The sequence below is a fragment of the Serratia sp. CY71090 genome, from assembly GCF_052166845.1.
GTDB lineage: Bacteria > Pseudomonadota > Gammaproteobacteria > Enterobacterales > Enterobacteriaceae > Serratia > Serratia nematodiphila.
The window spans coordinates 323,332-339,214 of sequence record NZ_JBJNOA010000001.1 but is presented as its reverse complement, the minus strand read 5'-3'; the positions used below and the strand labels follow the sequence as shown (position 1 = coordinate 339,214).

Here is a 15,883-nt window from a genome sequence, read left to right as displayed (position 1 = left end):
GAACCTGCCGCTGTTACCAGCTAAAGCCGGCCGCATTGCTGCGGTCGATCAGCTTCACTTTGACCGGCACGGTTTTCGGCACCGTGGCGCCCCAGTAGCGGGCCAGCGCAATGCCGAGCGCGATGCGCAGCTGGTCACGCGGGAACTGCGCCGAGGTGGCGATGAACGGCGAATTCGGCTTGAGGATCTCTTTGATGGCTTCCGGCTGGCCGTCGACGCTCACCAGCTTGACCTTGGCGCCGTTGCTTTCGATCGCCGCCAGGGCGCCGAGCGCGCCGACGTCGTTGACGCTGAAGATGCCCGCCAGATCCGGCGCCGACTGCAGCATGTTTTCGGTGACGGTCAGCGCGGTGTCGCGCTCCTGCTTGCCGTTTTGTTTGGTGACGATCTTGATGTCGGGGTATTTCTTCATCGCCGCTTCAAAGCCGCGCACGCGCTCCAGGATCGGCACCACCGGGATGCCGTCGAGGATCGCCACCTTGCCTTTGCCACCCAACGCTTTCGCCAGGTATTCGCCCGCCTGGAAGCCGGCGTCGTAGTTTTCCGAGCCGACGAACGAGTCCAGCGGCCCTTCGGCCTGCGCGTCGATCGCCACCACCACCGCGCCGGCCTTATGGGCGGAGATCACCGCCGACTGCACCCCCACCGAATCGGTTGGGTTGATCAGCAGGATATCCACCTTCTTCTGCAGCATGTCCTCCACGTCGCCGATCTGCTTGGCGACGTCATGGCGCGCATCGGCCACGTACACCTTGGCGCCGATATCCGCCGCCGCCTGATCCAGCGCCTGCTTCATGGTGACGAAGTAGTCGTTGTTCATTTCCTGGAACGACATACCGATAGTGATTTGCTTGGCCAGCGCCCCATGGCTGGCCGCCAACATTCCACCGGCGACGATAAAAGGCAGGGTCTTTTTGAATAATGAAAACATAGCCAATTCTCCTGTAGGGAAGCTTCTTGTTGTGGTTATCAGAGCAACAGCATGTCTTTACGTTTGGCCGACCGGCCGGCCCCCTCCATTGCGGAGCGGGCCGGCGATCGTGACTGCAACAGCGGTACAGCGGGAGGGTCAGGGAACCAGGATCACCTTGATGGAGTCGGTCGAGTCCGCCAGGGCGAAGGCTTCGTCCCAGTCGTTCAATGAATAGCTGTGGGTCACCACGCCGCTTGAGGTCACCAGCCCGCGCTCGAACAGATCGATGGCGATCTCATAGCTGTAGGGCGCCAGGTGCGCGCCGCGAATGTCCAGTTCCTTGCGATCGCCGATGATCGACCAGTCGACGGTGGTTTCCTTGCCGAACACGCTGAACTCCACGAAGCGGCCCAGCTTGCGGATCATCTGCAGCCCCTGAGTGACGCCGATCGGCGCGCCGGTGGCCTCGATATAGACGTCGCAGCCGTAGCCGCCGGTCAGCGATTTGACGATCTGGTCGGCGTCTTCCTTCAGCGGGTTGATCACCACGTCGGCGCCAAATTCCTTCGCCAGCGCCAGCCGCTCGTCGATGGCGTCGATCACGATCAGTTTCTTCGGCGTTTTCAGCCGCGCCACCTGCACCATGCACAGCCCGAGCGGCCCGGCGCCGGCCAGCACCACCACGTCGTCCAGCTGAATGTCGCCGCGCGCCACGGTGTGAATGGCGCAGGCCATCGGCTCGATCAATACCGCGTCTTCATGGCTCAGGCTTTCCGGGATCTTGTGCACGATGGCGTTCTCGGAAAAGCGCATGTATTCCGCCATGCCGCCCTCCGCCACGTCTTTCTGGAAGCCGTAAATGTTATGCGTCTCACACATCCAGTAACTGCCGGATTTGCAGTAACGGCACTCCCAGCACGGCACGATCTGCTCGGCGATCACCCGCTCACCGATCCGGTATTTGCCTTCCGCGCCCTCGCCCAGCGCGGCGATGCGGCCGTAGAACTCGTGCCCCGGCACCACCGGCGGTTTGACCCACGGGGTCTCCCCCCAAAACATCTGCGCGCCGTTCTTGCACTTGCAGTCGCCGGCGCAGATGCCGCAGCCTTCCACCTTGATCACCAGCTCGCGCGCCTTCGGCAGCGGCGTGGGCACCTGTTCGAAACGGTAGTCCTGCGGGCCGTGGCAAACGACCGCGCGCATTTTTTCCGGCAACTGGCTCATCTATCCCTCCAATATTCTCGTTAAACGCTTGAAAATTATAAATGTTGACGTTGTCATTTTTATCAAACAAAAAACAAACTGAGTTATAAAATTATAAATTTCAACAAATTAACCATTACATATCCCGATAACTAGAAATGACAACGTGAACATAGAGCGAAATATAACCAAAGCTGCAAAAATAATTATTTGAGCAAAATCACAGTTCGTTAACATTGCGGCTAAAAATGCTACAAATGCGGATCGCGATCCCATTTACGGGATCGGCGATCCGGGCAGCTCCGCTAAATCAGCAGGCGCACGCGATCGTAGATCTGGCGATCTTCCGGCCGCGACGATCGCGCCTGCTGGCGCAGGGTGCGCACCAGCGTGTCGATAAACGCATGGGCGGCGGCGCTCAGAATGCTGTTGCGCCGGGTGACGATATTCAACTGCGCCGGTTGGCAGCTCTCGCGCAGCGCCAGCGGCTGCAGGCGAGAGGCGAATTGCGGCAGCGCGGCGATCGGCCGCGGGCACCAGGTGCACATCTCGGCGGATTCCACCAGCGCCTGCAGCATGCCGAACGAATGCGCCTGGATAATGCGCTGGCGCGGCAGGCGCACGCCGTGGCGGTGGAACACCTCGTCGAGCAGCGCATCGAAACTTTCCTGGGTATAGCTCATCACCCAATCCTGCTCCAGCAGCTGATGCAGCGAGGTGCTGTGCGCCAGCGGGTGGCCGCGCCGCACCATGTACGCCGTTTCATACTCCAGCAGCGGCTCGCAGTGGAACTCCTGCGGCGCCGACGACGCCGGCAGCGGCGTGATGGCGAAATCCATCGTGCCCTCGCGCAGCTGCGACTGGGCGTTGGCCATCAGGCTTTCCGACAGTTCCAGCCGCACCGCCGGCACTTTGCCGCGAAACGCCATCACCGCCGGCGGCAGCACCGTCAGCATCAGCCAGGGGGTAATCGCCGCCTTGACCAGATCCGCCGCACTCCCGCGCAGCGCCGCCATTTCGCCCTGCGCCTGCTCCAACTGGTTCAGCACCAGCCGGGCGTGCGCCAGCAGGGTTTTGCCGTAGGGGGTAAAACCCAGCCCGGTCGGCGTGCGGATCAGCAGCGGCAGCGCCTGTTCTTGCTCCAGTTCGCGCAGTGCGCGGGTCACCGCCGCCTGCGACAGCCCCAGATGCCGCGCCGCCGCGCGAATGCTGCCGCTGTCGGCGCTGGCCACCAGCGCCTGCAGTTGGTGCAGTTTCATGTCCACCTCCTGACAATCATAGGTTGTCAGCATAACCGAACGGCGGCTACCCGGCAAAAACGGAGTTTGCTAGTCTCGATGCCTGTCCCTCTGCCCCGTTCCGTGCCCGTTGGCCGGAATCATTTTGCCGGAGACCGTGATGAACCCTTCACTGGTACTGCCTGAGATCGCCGCCGTTCATGATGAGATGGTCGCGCTTCGCCGCCACATTCACGCCCACCCGGAGCTGGGCTTCCAGGAGTTTGCGACGTCGGATCTGGTGGCGCAGCGGCTGGAGGAATGGGGTTACCGCGTCACGCGCGGCGTAGGACAAACCGGCGTTGTCGCCACACTGCAGCGCGGGCCGGGAAAATCGCTCGGCATCCGCGCCGACATGGACGCCCTGCCGATTGCCGAAACCACCGAACTGCCTTACGCCAGCACCCATTCCGGGGTGATGCATGCCTGCGGCCACGACGGGCACACCGCCATGCTGCTGGCGGCGGCGCGCTATCTGGCGCGGCAGCCGAACTTTTGCGGCACGCTGTACCTGATCTTTCAGCCGGCGGAAGAAGGCGGCGGCGGCGCCAGAGTGATGATTGAAGACGGCCTGTTTGAGCGCTTCCCCTGCGACGCGGTGTTCGCCATGCACAACGTGCCCGGCTTACCCACCGGCCACCTGGGCTTCGCCTGCGGCCCCTTCATGTGCTCGGCCGATACGGTGCACATCACCCTGCACGGCCACGGCGGCCACGGCGCGGTGCCGCAGAGCACCGTCGATCCGGTGGTGGCCTGCGCAGCCATCGTTATGAGCCTGCAAACCATCGTGGCGCGCAATATCGATCCGCAGGAAACGGCGATCGTCACCGTGGGGGCGATGCAGGCCGGCCAGGCCGCCAACGTGATCCCGGCGACCGCCACCCTGACGCTCAGCGTGCGCGCGCTGACGGCGGCGGTGCGCGCGCGGCTGGAACAGCGCATCACCGAACTGGTCACGGCGCAGGCCGCCAGCTTCGGCGCCCGCGCGGAGATCGACTATCAGCACGGCTACCCGGTGCTGGTGAACCATCCGGCAGAAACCGAACTGGCGCGCGCGGTAGCGCTGGAATGGGCCGGAGAGAGCCGAGTGATCCCCACGCTGCGGCCGTTCACCGCCAGCGAAGATTTCGCCTTTATGCTGGAGAAGTGCCCGGGCAGCTACATCTCGATCGGCAACGGCCCCGCCACGCCGGGCAATTCCCTGCACAACCCCGGTTATGACTTCAACGACGACAGTCTGTCGTTGGGCGCCACTTACTGGGTCAAATTGGTCGAGCGCTTTTTGGCTCGCCCCGCGGTTTAATCGCCAACACAGAGGAAATGACATGAAAATCATCAAAGGGCTGTTGTTGTTGCTGCCGCTGGCCGCGAGTTTTCCCGCGCTGAGCGGTGAATTCAGCGGCAAAGTGATCAAGCTGGGCATCGATCCCACCTTTCCGCCGCTGGAGTATAAAAATCCGCAGGGCAAGCTGACCGGCTTCGGCGTCGATATCGCCCAGGCGCTGTGTGACCAGATACAGGCCAAATGCGTGTGGGTGGAAAGCAGCTGGGACGGCATGATCCCCGGCCTGCAGGCGAAGAAGTTCGACGCCATCGCCTCGTCGATGACCATTACGCCGCAGCGCCGGCAGCAGATCGCTTTCTCCAGCAAAGTCTCCAACGCCCCGGCGCGGCTGGTGGCGCATAAAGGCAGCAATCTGCAGCCTACCGCCGCCTCGCTGAAAGGCAAATCGGTCGGCGTGCAGCAAGGTTCCAGCCAGGAGGCCTACGCCAACGCGCTGTGGCGGCCGGCCGGCGTCAACGTGGTGGCTTACCAAAGCCAGCAGGAGGTGAACGAAGATCTGGCCAACGGCCGCCTGGATGCGTCGCTGCTGGCCAGCGTCAGCGCCAGCGAATTCTTCAAAACGCCCGGCGGCAAAGATTTCGCCTTTATCGGCGCCGAATTGAGCGACAGCAAGTACTTCGGCATCGGCGACGGCATCGGGGTGCGCAAAGAGGATACCGCGCTGCTTAACGCCTTCAACGCCGCGCTGCAGGCGATCCGCGCCAACGGCACTTACAAGAAAATCAACGACAAGTATTTCGACTTCGACATGTACGGCGCGGAGCAGTAACACGCGTTCCCCGACGGTTACCTGCAGATCCTGCAGGATGGGGAGGCGCCTTCGGCCGCCGGGGAACGCCCCAACGGAAACGGCAGTGTCGGCAAGAACGGAAAATCAGGCGGGATAAGGATGCGGGCCAGGCAGGACGCCCGGCCCGCTAAAGCGGGTTACTTCACTTCGCCCATCGCTTTCAGCTTTTTGGACAGCTCGCGGCGTTCTTTGGACAGATCGGCATTTTTGATGATGTAGTCATCAACGCGATCTTCGTAGTCGCTGCGCATATTGGCGATGATGCCCTGAATGTCTTCAATGCTCATGCCGGGCTTGATGTACTCACTCAGGTTGTCGAGCAGCAGCACGCGCTTCTGGTTATCACGAATTTTCTTTTCGTTGTCGACGATCTCGCGTTGCAGTTTGTTTTTGCGGCGGAACATACGCACAAACTCCAGCACGTCCTGGAAACTCGGCTTATTTGCATTATCCATCTTTATACCCTTGCTTTAGTAATACACAGATTCATTTGCTTACGGCCACATGGCACCAAGATACAGGTTTGTGGCGGTCCGGCACAACAGTGATTGGCTTATCTTACCCACTTTGCACCGGCGGCCAAAACCCAAAGCGCCACCTTCATGATCTGACCCCTTATCCACGCCCGGCGGCGGTGCAGACCTGGAGCAAATCCCCCAGCTCTTCCAGCTGTTGCGCCAGCTCCATGCTGAGCCAGACATAGCCGTAAATCGGCGCTTCGCCGTGCTGGCCAAGACTGACCTCCTGCATCAGCGTTTTCAGCTCGCCGGCGATCTCCGCCAACTGCCCCGCCGCCGCCTGCCGCTGCGCCTGCGGTCCTTCGCGCATCAGCACCGCCAACGACTCCAGCGAGCTCAGCGTCAGCAGCTGGGTGCTGCGCAGCGTGCGGGCGTTCAGCATGATGAAGTGCGTTTCACGCGAGGCCCAGTAGGCGTCGGCCATCAGCTCCAGCGTGCACACCAGATTGCGGCTGAGGGTTTGCACCGCCTCGAACACCGCTTTGGGGATGCGGGTTTCCTTGCTGGCGGGCACGATCAGGCTGCGCAGCTTCACCACCTGATTCAACAGATCCTTGAGCTGCGGCTCCAGCCGCGGCCGCTCAATGACGTTCGGCGAAAAATACGCGCCGTAGATACGGGCGGCGGTTTGCAGACAGTCCGCCATTTGCATGCGCCACAGAATATAGGCGCGCTGCGGGTAGATGCTGGTGAACAGCAGCGCCAGCAGCGAGCCGAAGATCACGTCGCCGCTGCGCCACAGCGCGGTGTGCATGTCACCGGCGCCCGCGCCGCACACCACCGCCAGCGTGATCCCCACCAGCAGCGCCATATACGGCCGTTTGCCGAGCGTCAGGTAACCGCAGACGAACATCACCACGCCGCACCATGCCAGCATCAGCGGCAGCGAATAGAGTTCCAGATACAGGGCGATCAGGCCGGAAGCCGCGCCGAACACCGTGCCGGCAATGCGTTGCAGCGCCCGCTGCAGCACGTTGCCCCAAAACGAGATCGGCCCCATCACCACCACCAGGGTGATCAGCGGCCAGGTGCCTTCAGGCACCGCCAGCAGGCGGATCAGCAGAAAAGTCAGGATAAACGCCAGCCCGATGCGCACGCCGTGGACGACGCGATAATGGCGATAGGTCAGCAGTTCAAGTGAAGAGATTTTTCGATCGAGGCGCACAGTGCCTCCGATAAACACCAGCCAGGCCGCTATTTTAGCGGAGGAAGCCCGGCGAGGAAAAGGCGAATGAGGCGTTCCCCATTCACCTTCAGGCTCAGGCGGCGTATTTGTCGACCAGCGCGCGCAGAACGGCGGCGGTTTCAACATCCATCACGCCGTCATACTTCTGCGGACGGAAGTGCAGCTGGAATGCGCGCACCAGCTGGCGGTAGCCTTCTGCGGTGTTCGCCGCCGAGGTGTCGTAGCCGTATTGGGCGAACAGTTTCAGCAGCTCAGCCTGCGCCGGCAGGCCCTGGCTGCAGTATTCCTGCTGGCGCTGCTGCTTGGTCGCTTCGTCATACCAGGCGCCGACGCCGGCCTGATACAGCTGCTGCCACGGGAACTGCGGGCCCGGATCGCTCTTGCGGCCCGGCGCGATGTCGGAGTGCGCCACCACGTTCACCGGCGAGATGTCCGGATAGCGCTGCAGGATGTTCTGCGCCAGCTGGGTGACCGCCTCGATCTGCTGCGGATTGAACGGCGGGAAGGTGATGTTTCCACCGTCGCCGCTCGCCAGGTTGACGATCTCGATGCCGATCGAGGTGTCGTTGATATTGCTGCGGGTGCCCCACTGGCTGGTGCCGGCATGCCAGGCGCGCTCGTTCTCGTCCACCAGGTTGAAAATGCGCACGCCGCTGAAGCCGGCGGCCTGGTAGGTGGCATCGGTCGGATCCGGCACCAGATAGTGCGCGCTGACCGATTTTCCGGTCAACGACGTCACCGAGTCGGCGAAGTTTTGCGCCGTGTAGTGCAGCACCAGAAAACGCACGCGGTGGCCGAAGCTGGCGACCGATCGGTAGCTATTGTAATCAATCTTGTACATCGTAAAGTCCCTCTCTCGTTTGATTTCACTGAGCGGCCTCTCATCATGACAGGCCGCTCCGCACAGGTGAACCCTTGGCTCACCCTTTTTGTTTTAGCTAATTGCTAAATAATGCGCAAGCATTTTTTAGCAAAACCGTTATTTACCTTTTTGCTAAAGAGTGCGATCATTGCACGATGGAAACTAAAGAAATCAGGCGCAACAATCTGCGCGAATTGATGGCCCGCTACGCCCGACAAGGTGTCAACCAGAATGAGTTCGCCACGCTGGTTGAGTCTTCCGCGCCGACGCTGAGCCAAATCATCGGGGAGAAATCCTCCCGCAATCTTGGCGACAATCTGGCCAGGCGGATCGAGGCCAGGCTGAATTTGCCCAAGGGCTGGTTCGACGTGTTTCATGAAAAGCAGCTGGTGCGCCCGTTTGACAACGTGGCGGCGGAGTCGGACTTCCAGCCCGCCCGTTTGAAACCGGTGGTATGGGAAGATACCGAACAAGACAAGGAAGAGTTTGTGGAGATCCCGCTGCTGGATATCGATTTTTCCGCCGGCGACGGTTGCTACGAAATCGTCGATCGCGAGGAGTTTTCGCTGATCTTCCGCCGTTACTATCTGCACAAGATGGGGGTGGCGGTCAACGCCGCGCGCATTATCCGCATCTCCGGCTCCAGCATGGAACCGCGTCTGCAGGACGGCGACGTGGTCGGCATCAACACCGACGACACGCGCATCCGCGAGGGCAAGACCTACGCCATCCGCCACGGCAATTTGCTGCGGGTGAAGGTGCTGATCGAACAGCCGGACGGCGGCGTCGTCATCCGCTCCCTCAACCGGGAAGAGTACCAGGACGAGCATCTCAGCTATCAGCAGCGCAAGGAGCAACTGGTGGTGCTCGGCCGCGTCTTCTGGTCGTCTTCGTCCTGGTAACGGACGATAACCTCGGGCGCCCGTTGCGCCCGGCGGTTATTTGAAGTCCACCACCATCTGCTGCTGGATAGACAGCCCGCGCGTCGACTGCACGCAGCCGGCGATGTAGTCGGTGAAACGCGGCGGTTTCGGCATGCCCAGCTTGAGGATCTTCTCGTTGCTGAAACGCACGTTGAGCATGGCGAACGATCCGTACAGGCGCATCGCCTTCAGCATCAGCCGCTCGTTGCACGGGCCGAAAATGTCTTTCAGCTGGCGGCGCATTTTCACCAGCGCGTCATAGGTCACCTGCGCATACTCATCGCCCACCGGCGCTTTTTCCAGAGCCGCCGCCATGGCATTGTCAATTTCGGCAAAGCTGACGCTGCTCTCCTCACCGGCAGAGATGTGATAAACGTCGTTCTCCAGCGTTTCGCTGTTCATCAGCATCACCAGCGCATCCGCGCAATAGTCCGCCGGGATCACGTCGATATTGTCCTGCAGCGAGCACATGAACTTGCGCAGCATCAGCGCCATGCCAAACACCCAGAAAATGCTGCTGGAAGGCTGGCAGCCCAGGCGGGTGTGCCCCACCACGATCGACGGACGAGCGATGGTCAACGGCATTTGCGGGCAGCGCTGGCGCATCAGCTGTTCGATGGTGGATTTGGAACGGGTATATTCCACCAGGTGTTCGGCGTCTTCCTCAAACTCGCCGCTCTCCGCCACCAGCGAACCCGGCTCCGGCGAACAGGACATGGCGGTGCCGACGTGCAGGAAACGTTTTAATCCCGGCACCTGCGCCATTCTTTCGGCAAAGGCCAGAGTGCCTTCTACGTTTACCTTCCAAATGAGCGGGTTATTACCAAATGAAGCAACGGCCGCGCAGTTAATAACGTGCGTAACATTGTTAATACGAGCGTCAGTTAAAAAGCCGGCCGGCTCGGAAAGGTCGCCCAATAATATATTTTCAATCGTAATTTTAGACAGCAGGTTCGCATCGATATTAAACTTTTCCATATTCTCGCGAATACGGGCCAGCCCTTGCTGCGCATCGTCTGCACGCACCAGTAAAAGATAATTAACAGACTGATTTTCAATCAATAATTTTTCGAGAACCGCACCACCAAGAAAGCCGGTAGCGCCGGTCAACAGTAGCGTTTTCATCATTGTCACCCACATTGGCATTGAATGTGGTTGATTGTATCCGCGGATATTTAAACAAATATTAAATAGAATTACGGCGCCCTTAAACACTTTTCTTAATATTATCTTAAGGAATCTTTTGAAACATCCATCATGGGTTTAGTAACAAAAGAACCGCGTAGATTCTATGATTAATCTCCGCCGTTTAAATACTATTGATGTAGTGCCTGATTTAATTTAACGGTCAATGTTATTTCTCTTCTCGTCCGTGGAGGACTTATGACCTATAACCAAAAAATCTGGTTGGGGGTTTTGCTGCTGTGCACCCTGTTTTGGGGGGCAGTGATAAGCGGCGCCTGTTCGCTGTATAATCGGACAGATCGCCTCAATGCGCACCAGGCGCAGAGCGAGTTCGCCGCCCGCCACAGTCTGCCCCACTGCCCGCAGCAAAGCGTTCAGGCCTCCGCCGCCCCCCGGAATGGGTAGGGACAAGACCGGCTAACGATCCTATTATACCCTAAGATTAACAGGGAGATAACGATGGCTCGAAAGCTGGATAGCTTACCGCAGGCGCAACGCGAGAAAATAGAAACCGATTTGCTGGCCATCAGCGTGATCTACAACGAGCGCTACGGCATCGCCTCGACCCAGACGGAAACGGAACAACAGATCCCCGACCACCTGCTCCCCTACTTTCATCAGCGGTTGGATTACTATCGCCGTGCGTAATTGCGCGCATTTCGCTAACCGCCGCTTGGCATCGCTCCCCACGCCGTTACAATAGGGGCATATTGTATCCGCCACTGAAGAGACGCGATTTTGAGCAGCAAGGCAACGGCCACATTTTATATTCACGATTACGAGACCTTCGGCAAGAGCCCGTCGCTGGACCGCCCGGCGCAGTTCGCCGGCGTGCGCACCGATATGGATTTCAACATTATCGAAGAGCCGCTGGTCATCTACTGCGCCCCGGCCGACGACTACTTGCCGGAACCGGAGGCGGTGATGATCACCGGCATCACGCCGCAGGTGGCGCGCGCCAAAGGCGTTAATGAAGCCGAGTTCACCCGCCAAATCCATCAGGCCTTCAGCGTGGCCGGCACCTGCATTCTCGGTTACAACAACATCCGCTTCGATGACGAAGTGAGCCGCAATATCTTCTATCGCAACTTCTACGATCCCTACGCCTACAGCTGGCAAAACGGCAACTCGCGTTGGGATCTGCTGGATGTGATGCGCGCCTGCTACGCCCTGCGCCCGGACGGCATCGTCTGGCCGGAAAACGAAGACGGTTTCCCCAGCTTCCGCCTCGAACACCTCACGCGCGCCAACGGCGTCGAACACACGCAGGCTCACGATGCGATGTCGGACGTTTACGCCACTATCGCCATGGCCAAGCTGGTCAAGCAGGCGCAGCCGCGGCTGTTCGATTTCCTGCTGCAGCACCGCAACAAGCACAAGCTGAACGCCCTAATCGACGTCGCCGACATGACGCCGCTGGTGCACGTCTCCGGCATGTTCGGCGCGGCGCGCGGCAACACCAGTTGGGTGTCGCCGTTGGCCTGGCACCCGGACAACAAGAACGCGGTGATCATGTGCGATCTGGCCGGCGACATGACGCCGCTGCTGACGCTGAGCGCTGAGCAGCTGCGTGAAAGGCTGTACACCCGCCGCGACGATCTGGCGCCGGATCAGGCGCCGGTGCCGATCAAGCTGGTGCACATCAACAAATGCCCGGTGCTGGCGCCGGCCAAAACCCTGCTGCCGGAGAACGCCGAGCGGCTGGGCATCGATCGTCAGGCGTGCCTGCAAAATCTGCAGCTGCTGAAACAGCACCCGGAAGTGCGCGAGAAAGTGGTGGCGCTGTTCGCCGAAGCCGAGCCGTTCAAAGGTTCCGAGGACGTCGACGCCCGCTTGTACGACGGTTTCTTCAGCGACGCCGACAAGGCGGCGATGAGGATTATCCAGCAGACCAAGCCGCAGAACCTGCCGGCGCTGGATCTGGCCTTCAGCGACGGCCGCATGAAAGAGCTGCTGTTCCGCTTCCGCGCGCGCAACTATCCGAATACGCTGGACGACGCCGAGCAGCGCCGCTGGCTGCAACACCGCCAGGAAACGTTGAGCGCGGAGCGCGTGCAGAGTTACCTGCTGCAGCTCGAATCGCTGTATAACCTGCACGAAGGCGACAAAGAGAAAACCGCCCTGCTGAAAGCGCTGTTCGATTACGGCAAAGAGTTGGTGGGATAAAACCCGCAGCAAGCAGAAAAGGAAAAGGCCGCGAAAGCGGCCTTTTTTGTGGCTGAGGAGACGGCTCGCGCTTAGGCGGCGTCTTCGCTCGCTTGCGGCACCGGCAGACGGAAGCTGCGGGTGACGAAGGCCAGGTAGATCAGACCGATGGCTGCCCAAACCAGGCCCAGCGTCATCGAGCTGGCTTCCAGGTTGATCCACAGCGCGCCGACGGTCAGTGCGCCCATCACCGGCAGGATCAGGTAGTTGAACGTGTCCTTCACGGTGCGGTTCATCTTGTCGCGAATATAGAACTGCGAGATCACCGACAGGTTGACGAAGGTGAAGGCCACCAGCGCACCGAAGTTGATCAGCGCGGTCGCGGTCACCAGGTCAAACGACACCGCGGACAGCGCGATGGCGCCAACCAGCAGCACGTTCAGCGCCGGGGTACGCCACTTCGGATGCACATAGCCGAAGAAGCGAGTCGGGAACACGCCGTCGCGGCCCATCACGTACATCAGACGCGAAACGCCCGCGTGCGCCGCCATGCCTGACGCCAATACCGTCACGCAGGAGAACACCAGGATCACCGACTGGAAGAACTTGCCCGCCACGTACAGCATGATTTCAGGCTGCGACGCGTCAGGATCCTTGAAGCGCGAGATGTCCGGGAAGTACAGCTGCACGAAGTAAGACACCACGATAAAGATGATGCCGCCGATCAGCGCCGTCAGGAAGATGGCTTTCGGGATCACTTTCTCTGCGTCTTTGGTTTCTTCGGACAGCGAGCTGATGCCGTCGAAGCCCAGGAACGAGAAGCACAGGATGGTCGCGCCGGTAATCATCGGCACCACGTGAGCGTTATCAGACCAGAACGGGCGGCTGCTGACCAGCGTACCGGCGCCTTCGCCGTGGTAAACGCCGTTGATCACCAGCCCCAGGAACACGATCATGATCGCCACCTGCACCACCACGATGATGGAGTTCAGGTTGGCCACCAGCTTGATGCCGCGCAGGTTGAAAATCGTCATCAACCCGACCAGCACCGCCACGAAGATCCAGGACGGGACGCCCGGGAAGATCGCTTCCAGGTAAATCTTGGCCAGCAAAATGTTGATCATCGGCATGAACAGGTAGTCCAGCAGCGATGACCAGCCCACCATAAAGCCGACGTGCGGGCTGATGGCTTTCTGGGCGTAAGTGTAGGCGGAACCGGCGGAAGGGAACTTCTTCACCAGCTTGCCGTAGCTCAGGGCGGTAAACAGGATCGCCAGCAGAGCGAAGGCGTACGCGGTCGCGACGTGACCATCGGTCAGGCCGGATACGATGCCGAAGGTATCGAAGATGGTCATTGGCTGCAGATAAGCCAGACCCATCATCACTACCGGAACTAATGTCAGGGTTTTACGCAGCTGAGTGCGCTGAGCCGGAGCGGCGTTAAGGGTGTTATCGGACATTGTTCAGCCCCCCCTTACCTTGAGCCTTGCGGATGGCGGACACGCCAAGACTTAAGGTTGCGGGGAAACTTCGCAACGAGCGACTTAATTCTAAAAGAAGGGGATTGTAAGCTGGATAACGGGTCGAGGTAACCTCGGCTGCTCCATAGTCGCTGCGGCCACAGCGGAAACCGGCGGGCACCGGCGCTAAAGTGAAAAATTGCCCCATCTTTCTAATCCTCATGAGTCACGACCATAAAGTTTTGTTTGATCGTGCACGAAACTATTTATCTATCCGGATCGGTGTCCGGCCTCGCTTGGTGTATGAAACGCTACGTTGGTAAAACTTAATGCAAAAAAAATAACCGACGCTTTCAAAACGTCGGCTATCTGCATTTGAGATATTTTGCACCAGAATGCCTCCGGATGACAAGATCCGGAAGCCCTCAAATACAAATTCTTTTTGTCGATCGAACGGAAAACCAGCCCGGCAGGCGAATTAATCCGCTACCAGCAGGCCGGTCGCCCGCACATACTTCTTACTTTATACGCCCATTCAGGCATTTTTCAACATCCAGTCGATCTCGGTTTCCGTCACCCGCCGTTCAAACTGCAGCAATTCGTCCGTCTTGCAGGCATGATAAACCTGGGTGAAACGCTCGCCCAGATAGTGGGTCAACGCATGCTGATGTTCAAACTCGTACAGCGCATCGCTCTGGCGGATCGGCAGCGGCAGCCCCTCCTGCTCCAGCCCGTTGCCGGTCACAGGCTCAGGCAACGGCAGCGCGTTGTCCAGCCCGTACAACATGCCGGCCAGGATCGCCGCCATCACCAGATAGGGGTTGGCGTCGGCGCCGGCCACGCGGTACTCCACCCGATGATTCTCCGGTTCGCCGCAGGGAATGCGCAGCGCCACGGTGCGATTGTTGTGGCCCCAGGCGGCCTGGATCGGCACATACATCCCCGGCTGGAAACGCCGATAGGCATTGACGTTCGGCGCCAGCAGCGCCATCGATGCCGGCATCAGGGTGATCATCCCGGCCAGCGCCTGTTTCAGCAACGGTGAATCCTCACCTTCGCCGTCGGCGAACAGGTTGTTGCCCGCCCCGTCCTGCATGCTGACATGCACGTGCATGCCGCTGCCGGCGTAATCCTCATAGGGTTTGGCCATAAAGGTGGCGTGCATACCGTGGTTCTCGGCCACCAGCCGCACCAGCCGCTTGAGCGCCAGCGCGTGGTCGCAGGCCAGCAAGATGTCGTCGGAATGGCGCAAGTTGACCTCGAACTGCCCCGGCGACGCCTCCGCCACCGCGCCGTCCGCCGGCAGCCCCTGCAGCTTCGCCAACGCGTCGATATCGTTCAGCACCTCGGCGAAATGGTTCAGGTTATCGACGGAGTACACCTGGCTTTGGGTGTTGCGCTCCTGAGTGCCGGGCGCACACGGCGGCTGCAAATCGCCTTCTGCGTCGCGCTGCCTGTCGATGAGATAAAACTCCAGCTCTACCGCTGCCACCGGGAACAAGCCGCGCTGTCGCAGCGCCTGCCACACGCGGTTCAGCACATTACGGGGTTCAACGTCAAAGGGAGTGCCATCTTCATCCAGCATGGTCAGCAACACCTGGCCAATATGCTCCGGATCGGCGGCCGACGGCGTCAGCGAGCCGGGCACCGGCAGGCAAATGCGATCCGGCTCGCCGAGCTCCTGCCCAAGACCGGTCTCCTCCACCACGTTGCCGAGGATGTCCATGGCGAACACCGACGCGGGGAAGTAGCTGCCTTTTTCCAGTTTTTTCAACCCTGAGACGGGTATGCGTTTGCCGCGGAAGGAACCATTGAGATCGGTGAGAAGGATATCGACATACTGCGTGGCGGGATGGCGTTCCAAATAATGAGCAACCTCATTTTGGAACGCGCTACTTCGCCTCTCTTCATGATGCTGTGCAAAATGTTCAACTGCTGCGCTATTGGTTTGCATACGTCACCCGCCATTATGCTCTTAAGGCGCGTTAGCGCCCGTCCGCCGTTCGATTCAACACATGATTGGATTTCTCGCCAGGTCGCGCCGCTGCCGGGCGCTCAAAATAACATCCACAATAT

General features: G+C 60.0%; 15 protein-coding genes. 6 read left to right on the top strand and 9 right to left on the bottom strand.

Annotated elements, in window-relative coordinates:
- Positions 1-13 precede the first annotated feature (13 nt).
- The 3 genes from ACJ8OK_RS01615 to ACJ8OK_RS01605 form a co-directional block, all read right to left on the bottom strand.
- A complete protein-coding gene (locus tag ACJ8OK_RS01615; protein ID WP_015378502.1) occupies positions 14-931 on the bottom strand; it encodes an ABC transporter substrate-binding protein in 918 nt (305 codons plus the stop codon).
- A gap of 138 nt (positions 932-1,069) precedes the next feature.
- Complete coding sequence (locus ACJ8OK_RS01610) at positions 1,070-2,137, bottom strand: zinc-binding dehydrogenase (protein WP_033632578.1); 1,068 nt, start codon at positions 2,135-2,137, stop codon at positions 1,070-1,072.
- Positions 2,138-2,421: 284 nt separating this feature from the next.
- A complete protein-coding gene (locus tag ACJ8OK_RS01605) occupies positions 2,422-3,375 on the bottom strand; it encodes a LysR family transcriptional regulator (protein ID WP_442530348.1) in 954 nt (317 codons plus the stop codon).
- A 139-nt stretch (positions 3,376-3,514) separates the two neighbouring features.
- On the opposite strand from ACJ8OK_RS01605, the gene ACJ8OK_RS01600 reads away from it, so the two are divergent.
- Both ACJ8OK_RS01600 and ACJ8OK_RS01595 read left to right on the top strand, forming a co-directional pair.
- Positions 3,515-4,696: a M20 aminoacylase family protein gene (locus ACJ8OK_RS01600; RefSeq protein ID WP_442530347.1), complete on the top strand. Its 1,182-nt coding sequence runs from the start codon at positions 3,515-3,517 to the stop codon at positions 4,694-4,696.
- A 22-nt stretch (positions 4,697-4,718) separates the two neighbouring features.
- Entirely contained in the window at positions 4,719-5,507 is a 789-nt protein-coding gene (locus tag ACJ8OK_RS01595; RefSeq protein WP_213929307.1) for an ABC transporter substrate-binding protein, read from the top strand.
- 158 nt (positions 5,508-5,665) lie between these two features.
- Here ACJ8OK_RS01595 and tmaR read toward each other — a convergent pair whose 3' ends face one another.
- The 3 genes from tmaR to ACJ8OK_RS01580 all read right to left on the bottom strand — a co-directional run bounded on the left by tmaR (position 5,666) and on the right by ACJ8OK_RS01580 (position 8,073).
- Entirely contained in the window at positions 5,666-5,983 is a 318-nt protein-coding gene (tmaR, locus tag ACJ8OK_RS01590) for a PTS system regulator TmaR (RefSeq protein WP_004935612.1), read from the bottom strand.
- A 160-nt stretch (positions 5,984-6,143) separates the two neighbouring features.
- Positions 6,144-7,211: an FUSC family protein gene (locus tag ACJ8OK_RS01585; protein WP_442530346.1), complete on the bottom strand. Its 1,068-nt coding sequence runs from the start codon at positions 7,209-7,211 to the stop codon at positions 6,144-6,146.
- A gap of 94 nt (positions 7,212-7,305) precedes the next feature.
- Positions 7,306-8,073 (bottom strand): N-acetylmuramoyl-L-alanine amidase, encoded by a 768-nt coding sequence (locus ACJ8OK_RS01580; RefSeq protein ID WP_021505907.1) that lies wholly within the window; start codon positions 8,071-8,073, stop codon positions 7,306-7,308.
- A 176-nt stretch (positions 8,074-8,249) separates the two neighbouring features.
- Here ACJ8OK_RS01580 and ACJ8OK_RS01575 point away from each other — a divergent pair, with 176 nt between their 5' ends.
- Complete coding sequence (locus ACJ8OK_RS01575) at positions 8,250-8,996, top strand: S24 family peptidase (protein ID WP_004935623.1); 747 nt, start codon at positions 8,250-8,252, stop codon at positions 8,994-8,996.
- A gap of 36 nt (positions 8,997-9,032) precedes the next feature.
- On the opposite strand, the gene ACJ8OK_RS01570 is transcribed toward ACJ8OK_RS01575, so the two are convergent.
- Positions 9,033-10,142, bottom strand: a complete 1,110-nt coding sequence (locus ACJ8OK_RS01570; RefSeq protein ID WP_374930577.1) for an SDR family oxidoreductase — start codon at positions 10,140-10,142, stop codon at positions 9,033-9,035.
- 258 nt (positions 10,143-10,400) lie between these two features.
- Here ACJ8OK_RS01570 and ACJ8OK_RS01565 point away from each other — a divergent pair, with 258 nt between their 5' ends.
- The 3 genes from ACJ8OK_RS01565 to sbcB all read left to right on the top strand — a co-directional run bounded on the left by ACJ8OK_RS01565 (position 10,401) and on the right by sbcB (position 12,368).
- Complete coding sequence (locus ACJ8OK_RS01565; protein ID WP_049278604.1) at positions 10,401-10,607, top strand: hypothetical protein; 207 nt, start codon at positions 10,401-10,403, stop codon at positions 10,605-10,607.
- Between the two features lie 54 nt (positions 10,608-10,661).
- Positions 10,662-10,850 carry a DNA polymerase III subunit theta gene (locus tag ACJ8OK_RS01560; RefSeq protein ID WP_004935635.1) on the top strand — a complete coding sequence of 63 codons (189 nt, stop codon included), beginning with the start codon at positions 10,662-10,664 and terminating at the stop codon, positions 10,848-10,850.
- Positions 10,851-10,940: 90 nt separating this feature from the next.
- A complete protein-coding gene (gene sbcB, locus ACJ8OK_RS01555) occupies positions 10,941-12,368 on the top strand; it encodes an exodeoxyribonuclease I (RefSeq protein ID WP_049278605.1) in 1,428 nt (475 codons plus the stop codon).
- Positions 12,369-12,439: 71 nt separating this feature from the next.
- On the opposite strand, the gene ACJ8OK_RS01550 is transcribed toward sbcB, so the two are convergent.
- Together ACJ8OK_RS01550 and ACJ8OK_RS01545 are read right to left on the bottom strand one after the other, a co-directional pair.
- Complete coding sequence (locus tag ACJ8OK_RS01550; protein WP_004935642.1) at positions 12,440-13,807, bottom strand: APC family permease; 1,368 nt, start codon at positions 13,805-13,807, stop codon at positions 12,440-12,442.
- Between the two features lie 535 nt (positions 13,808-14,342).
- Complete coding sequence (locus ACJ8OK_RS01545; protein WP_031300715.1) at positions 14,343-15,761, bottom strand: glutamine synthetase family protein; 1,419 nt, start codon at positions 15,759-15,761, stop codon at positions 14,343-14,345.
- Positions 15,762-15,883 lie beyond the last annotated feature (122 nt).

Coding starts and splice junctions, on each gene's coding strand:
- ACJ8OK_RS01615 (WP_015378502.1), bottom strand. CDS start 931: ATGTTTTCATTATTCAAAAAGACCCTGCCTTTTATCGTCGCCGGTGGA.
- ACJ8OK_RS01610 (WP_033632578.1), bottom strand. CDS start 2,137: ATGAGCCAGTTGCCGGAAAAAATGCGCGCGGTCGTTTGCCACGGCCCG.
- ACJ8OK_RS01605 (WP_442530348.1), bottom strand. CDS start 3,375: ATGAAACTGCACCAACTGCAGGCGCTGGTGGCCAGCGCCGACAGCGGC.
- ACJ8OK_RS01600 (WP_442530347.1), top strand. CDS start 3,515: ATGAACCCTTCACTGGTACTGCCTGAGATCGCCGCCGTTCATGATGAG.
- ACJ8OK_RS01595 (WP_213929307.1), top strand. CDS start 4,719: ATGAAAATCATCAAAGGGCTGTTGTTGTTGCTGCCGCTGGCCGCGAGT.
- tmaR (WP_004935612.1), bottom strand. CDS start 5,983: ATGGATAATGCAAATAAGCCGAGTTTCCAGGACGTGCTGGAGTTTGTG.
- ACJ8OK_RS01580 (WP_021505907.1), bottom strand. CDS start 8,073: ATGTACAAGATTGATTACAATAGCTACCGATCGGTCGCCAGCTTCGGC.
- ACJ8OK_RS01575 (WP_004935623.1), top strand. CDS start 8,250: ATGGAAACTAAAGAAATCAGGCGCAACAATCTGCGCGAATTGATGGCC.
- ACJ8OK_RS01570 (WP_374930577.1), bottom strand. CDS start 10,142: ATGAAAACGCTACTGTTGACCGGCGCTACCGGCTTTCTTGGTGGTGCG.
- ACJ8OK_RS01565 (WP_049278604.1), top strand. CDS start 10,401: ATGACCTATAACCAAAAAATCTGGTTGGGGGTTTTGCTGCTGTGCACC.
- ACJ8OK_RS01560 (WP_004935635.1), top strand. CDS start 10,662: ATGGCTCGAAAGCTGGATAGCTTACCGCAGGCGCAACGCGAGAAAATA.
- ACJ8OK_RS01550 (WP_004935642.1), bottom strand. CDS start 13,807: ATGTCCGATAACACCCTTAACGCCGCTCCGGCTCAGCGCACTCAGCTG.
- ACJ8OK_RS01545 (WP_031300715.1), bottom strand. CDS start 15,761: ATGCAAACCAATAGCGCAGCAGTTGAACATTTTGCACAGCATCATGAA.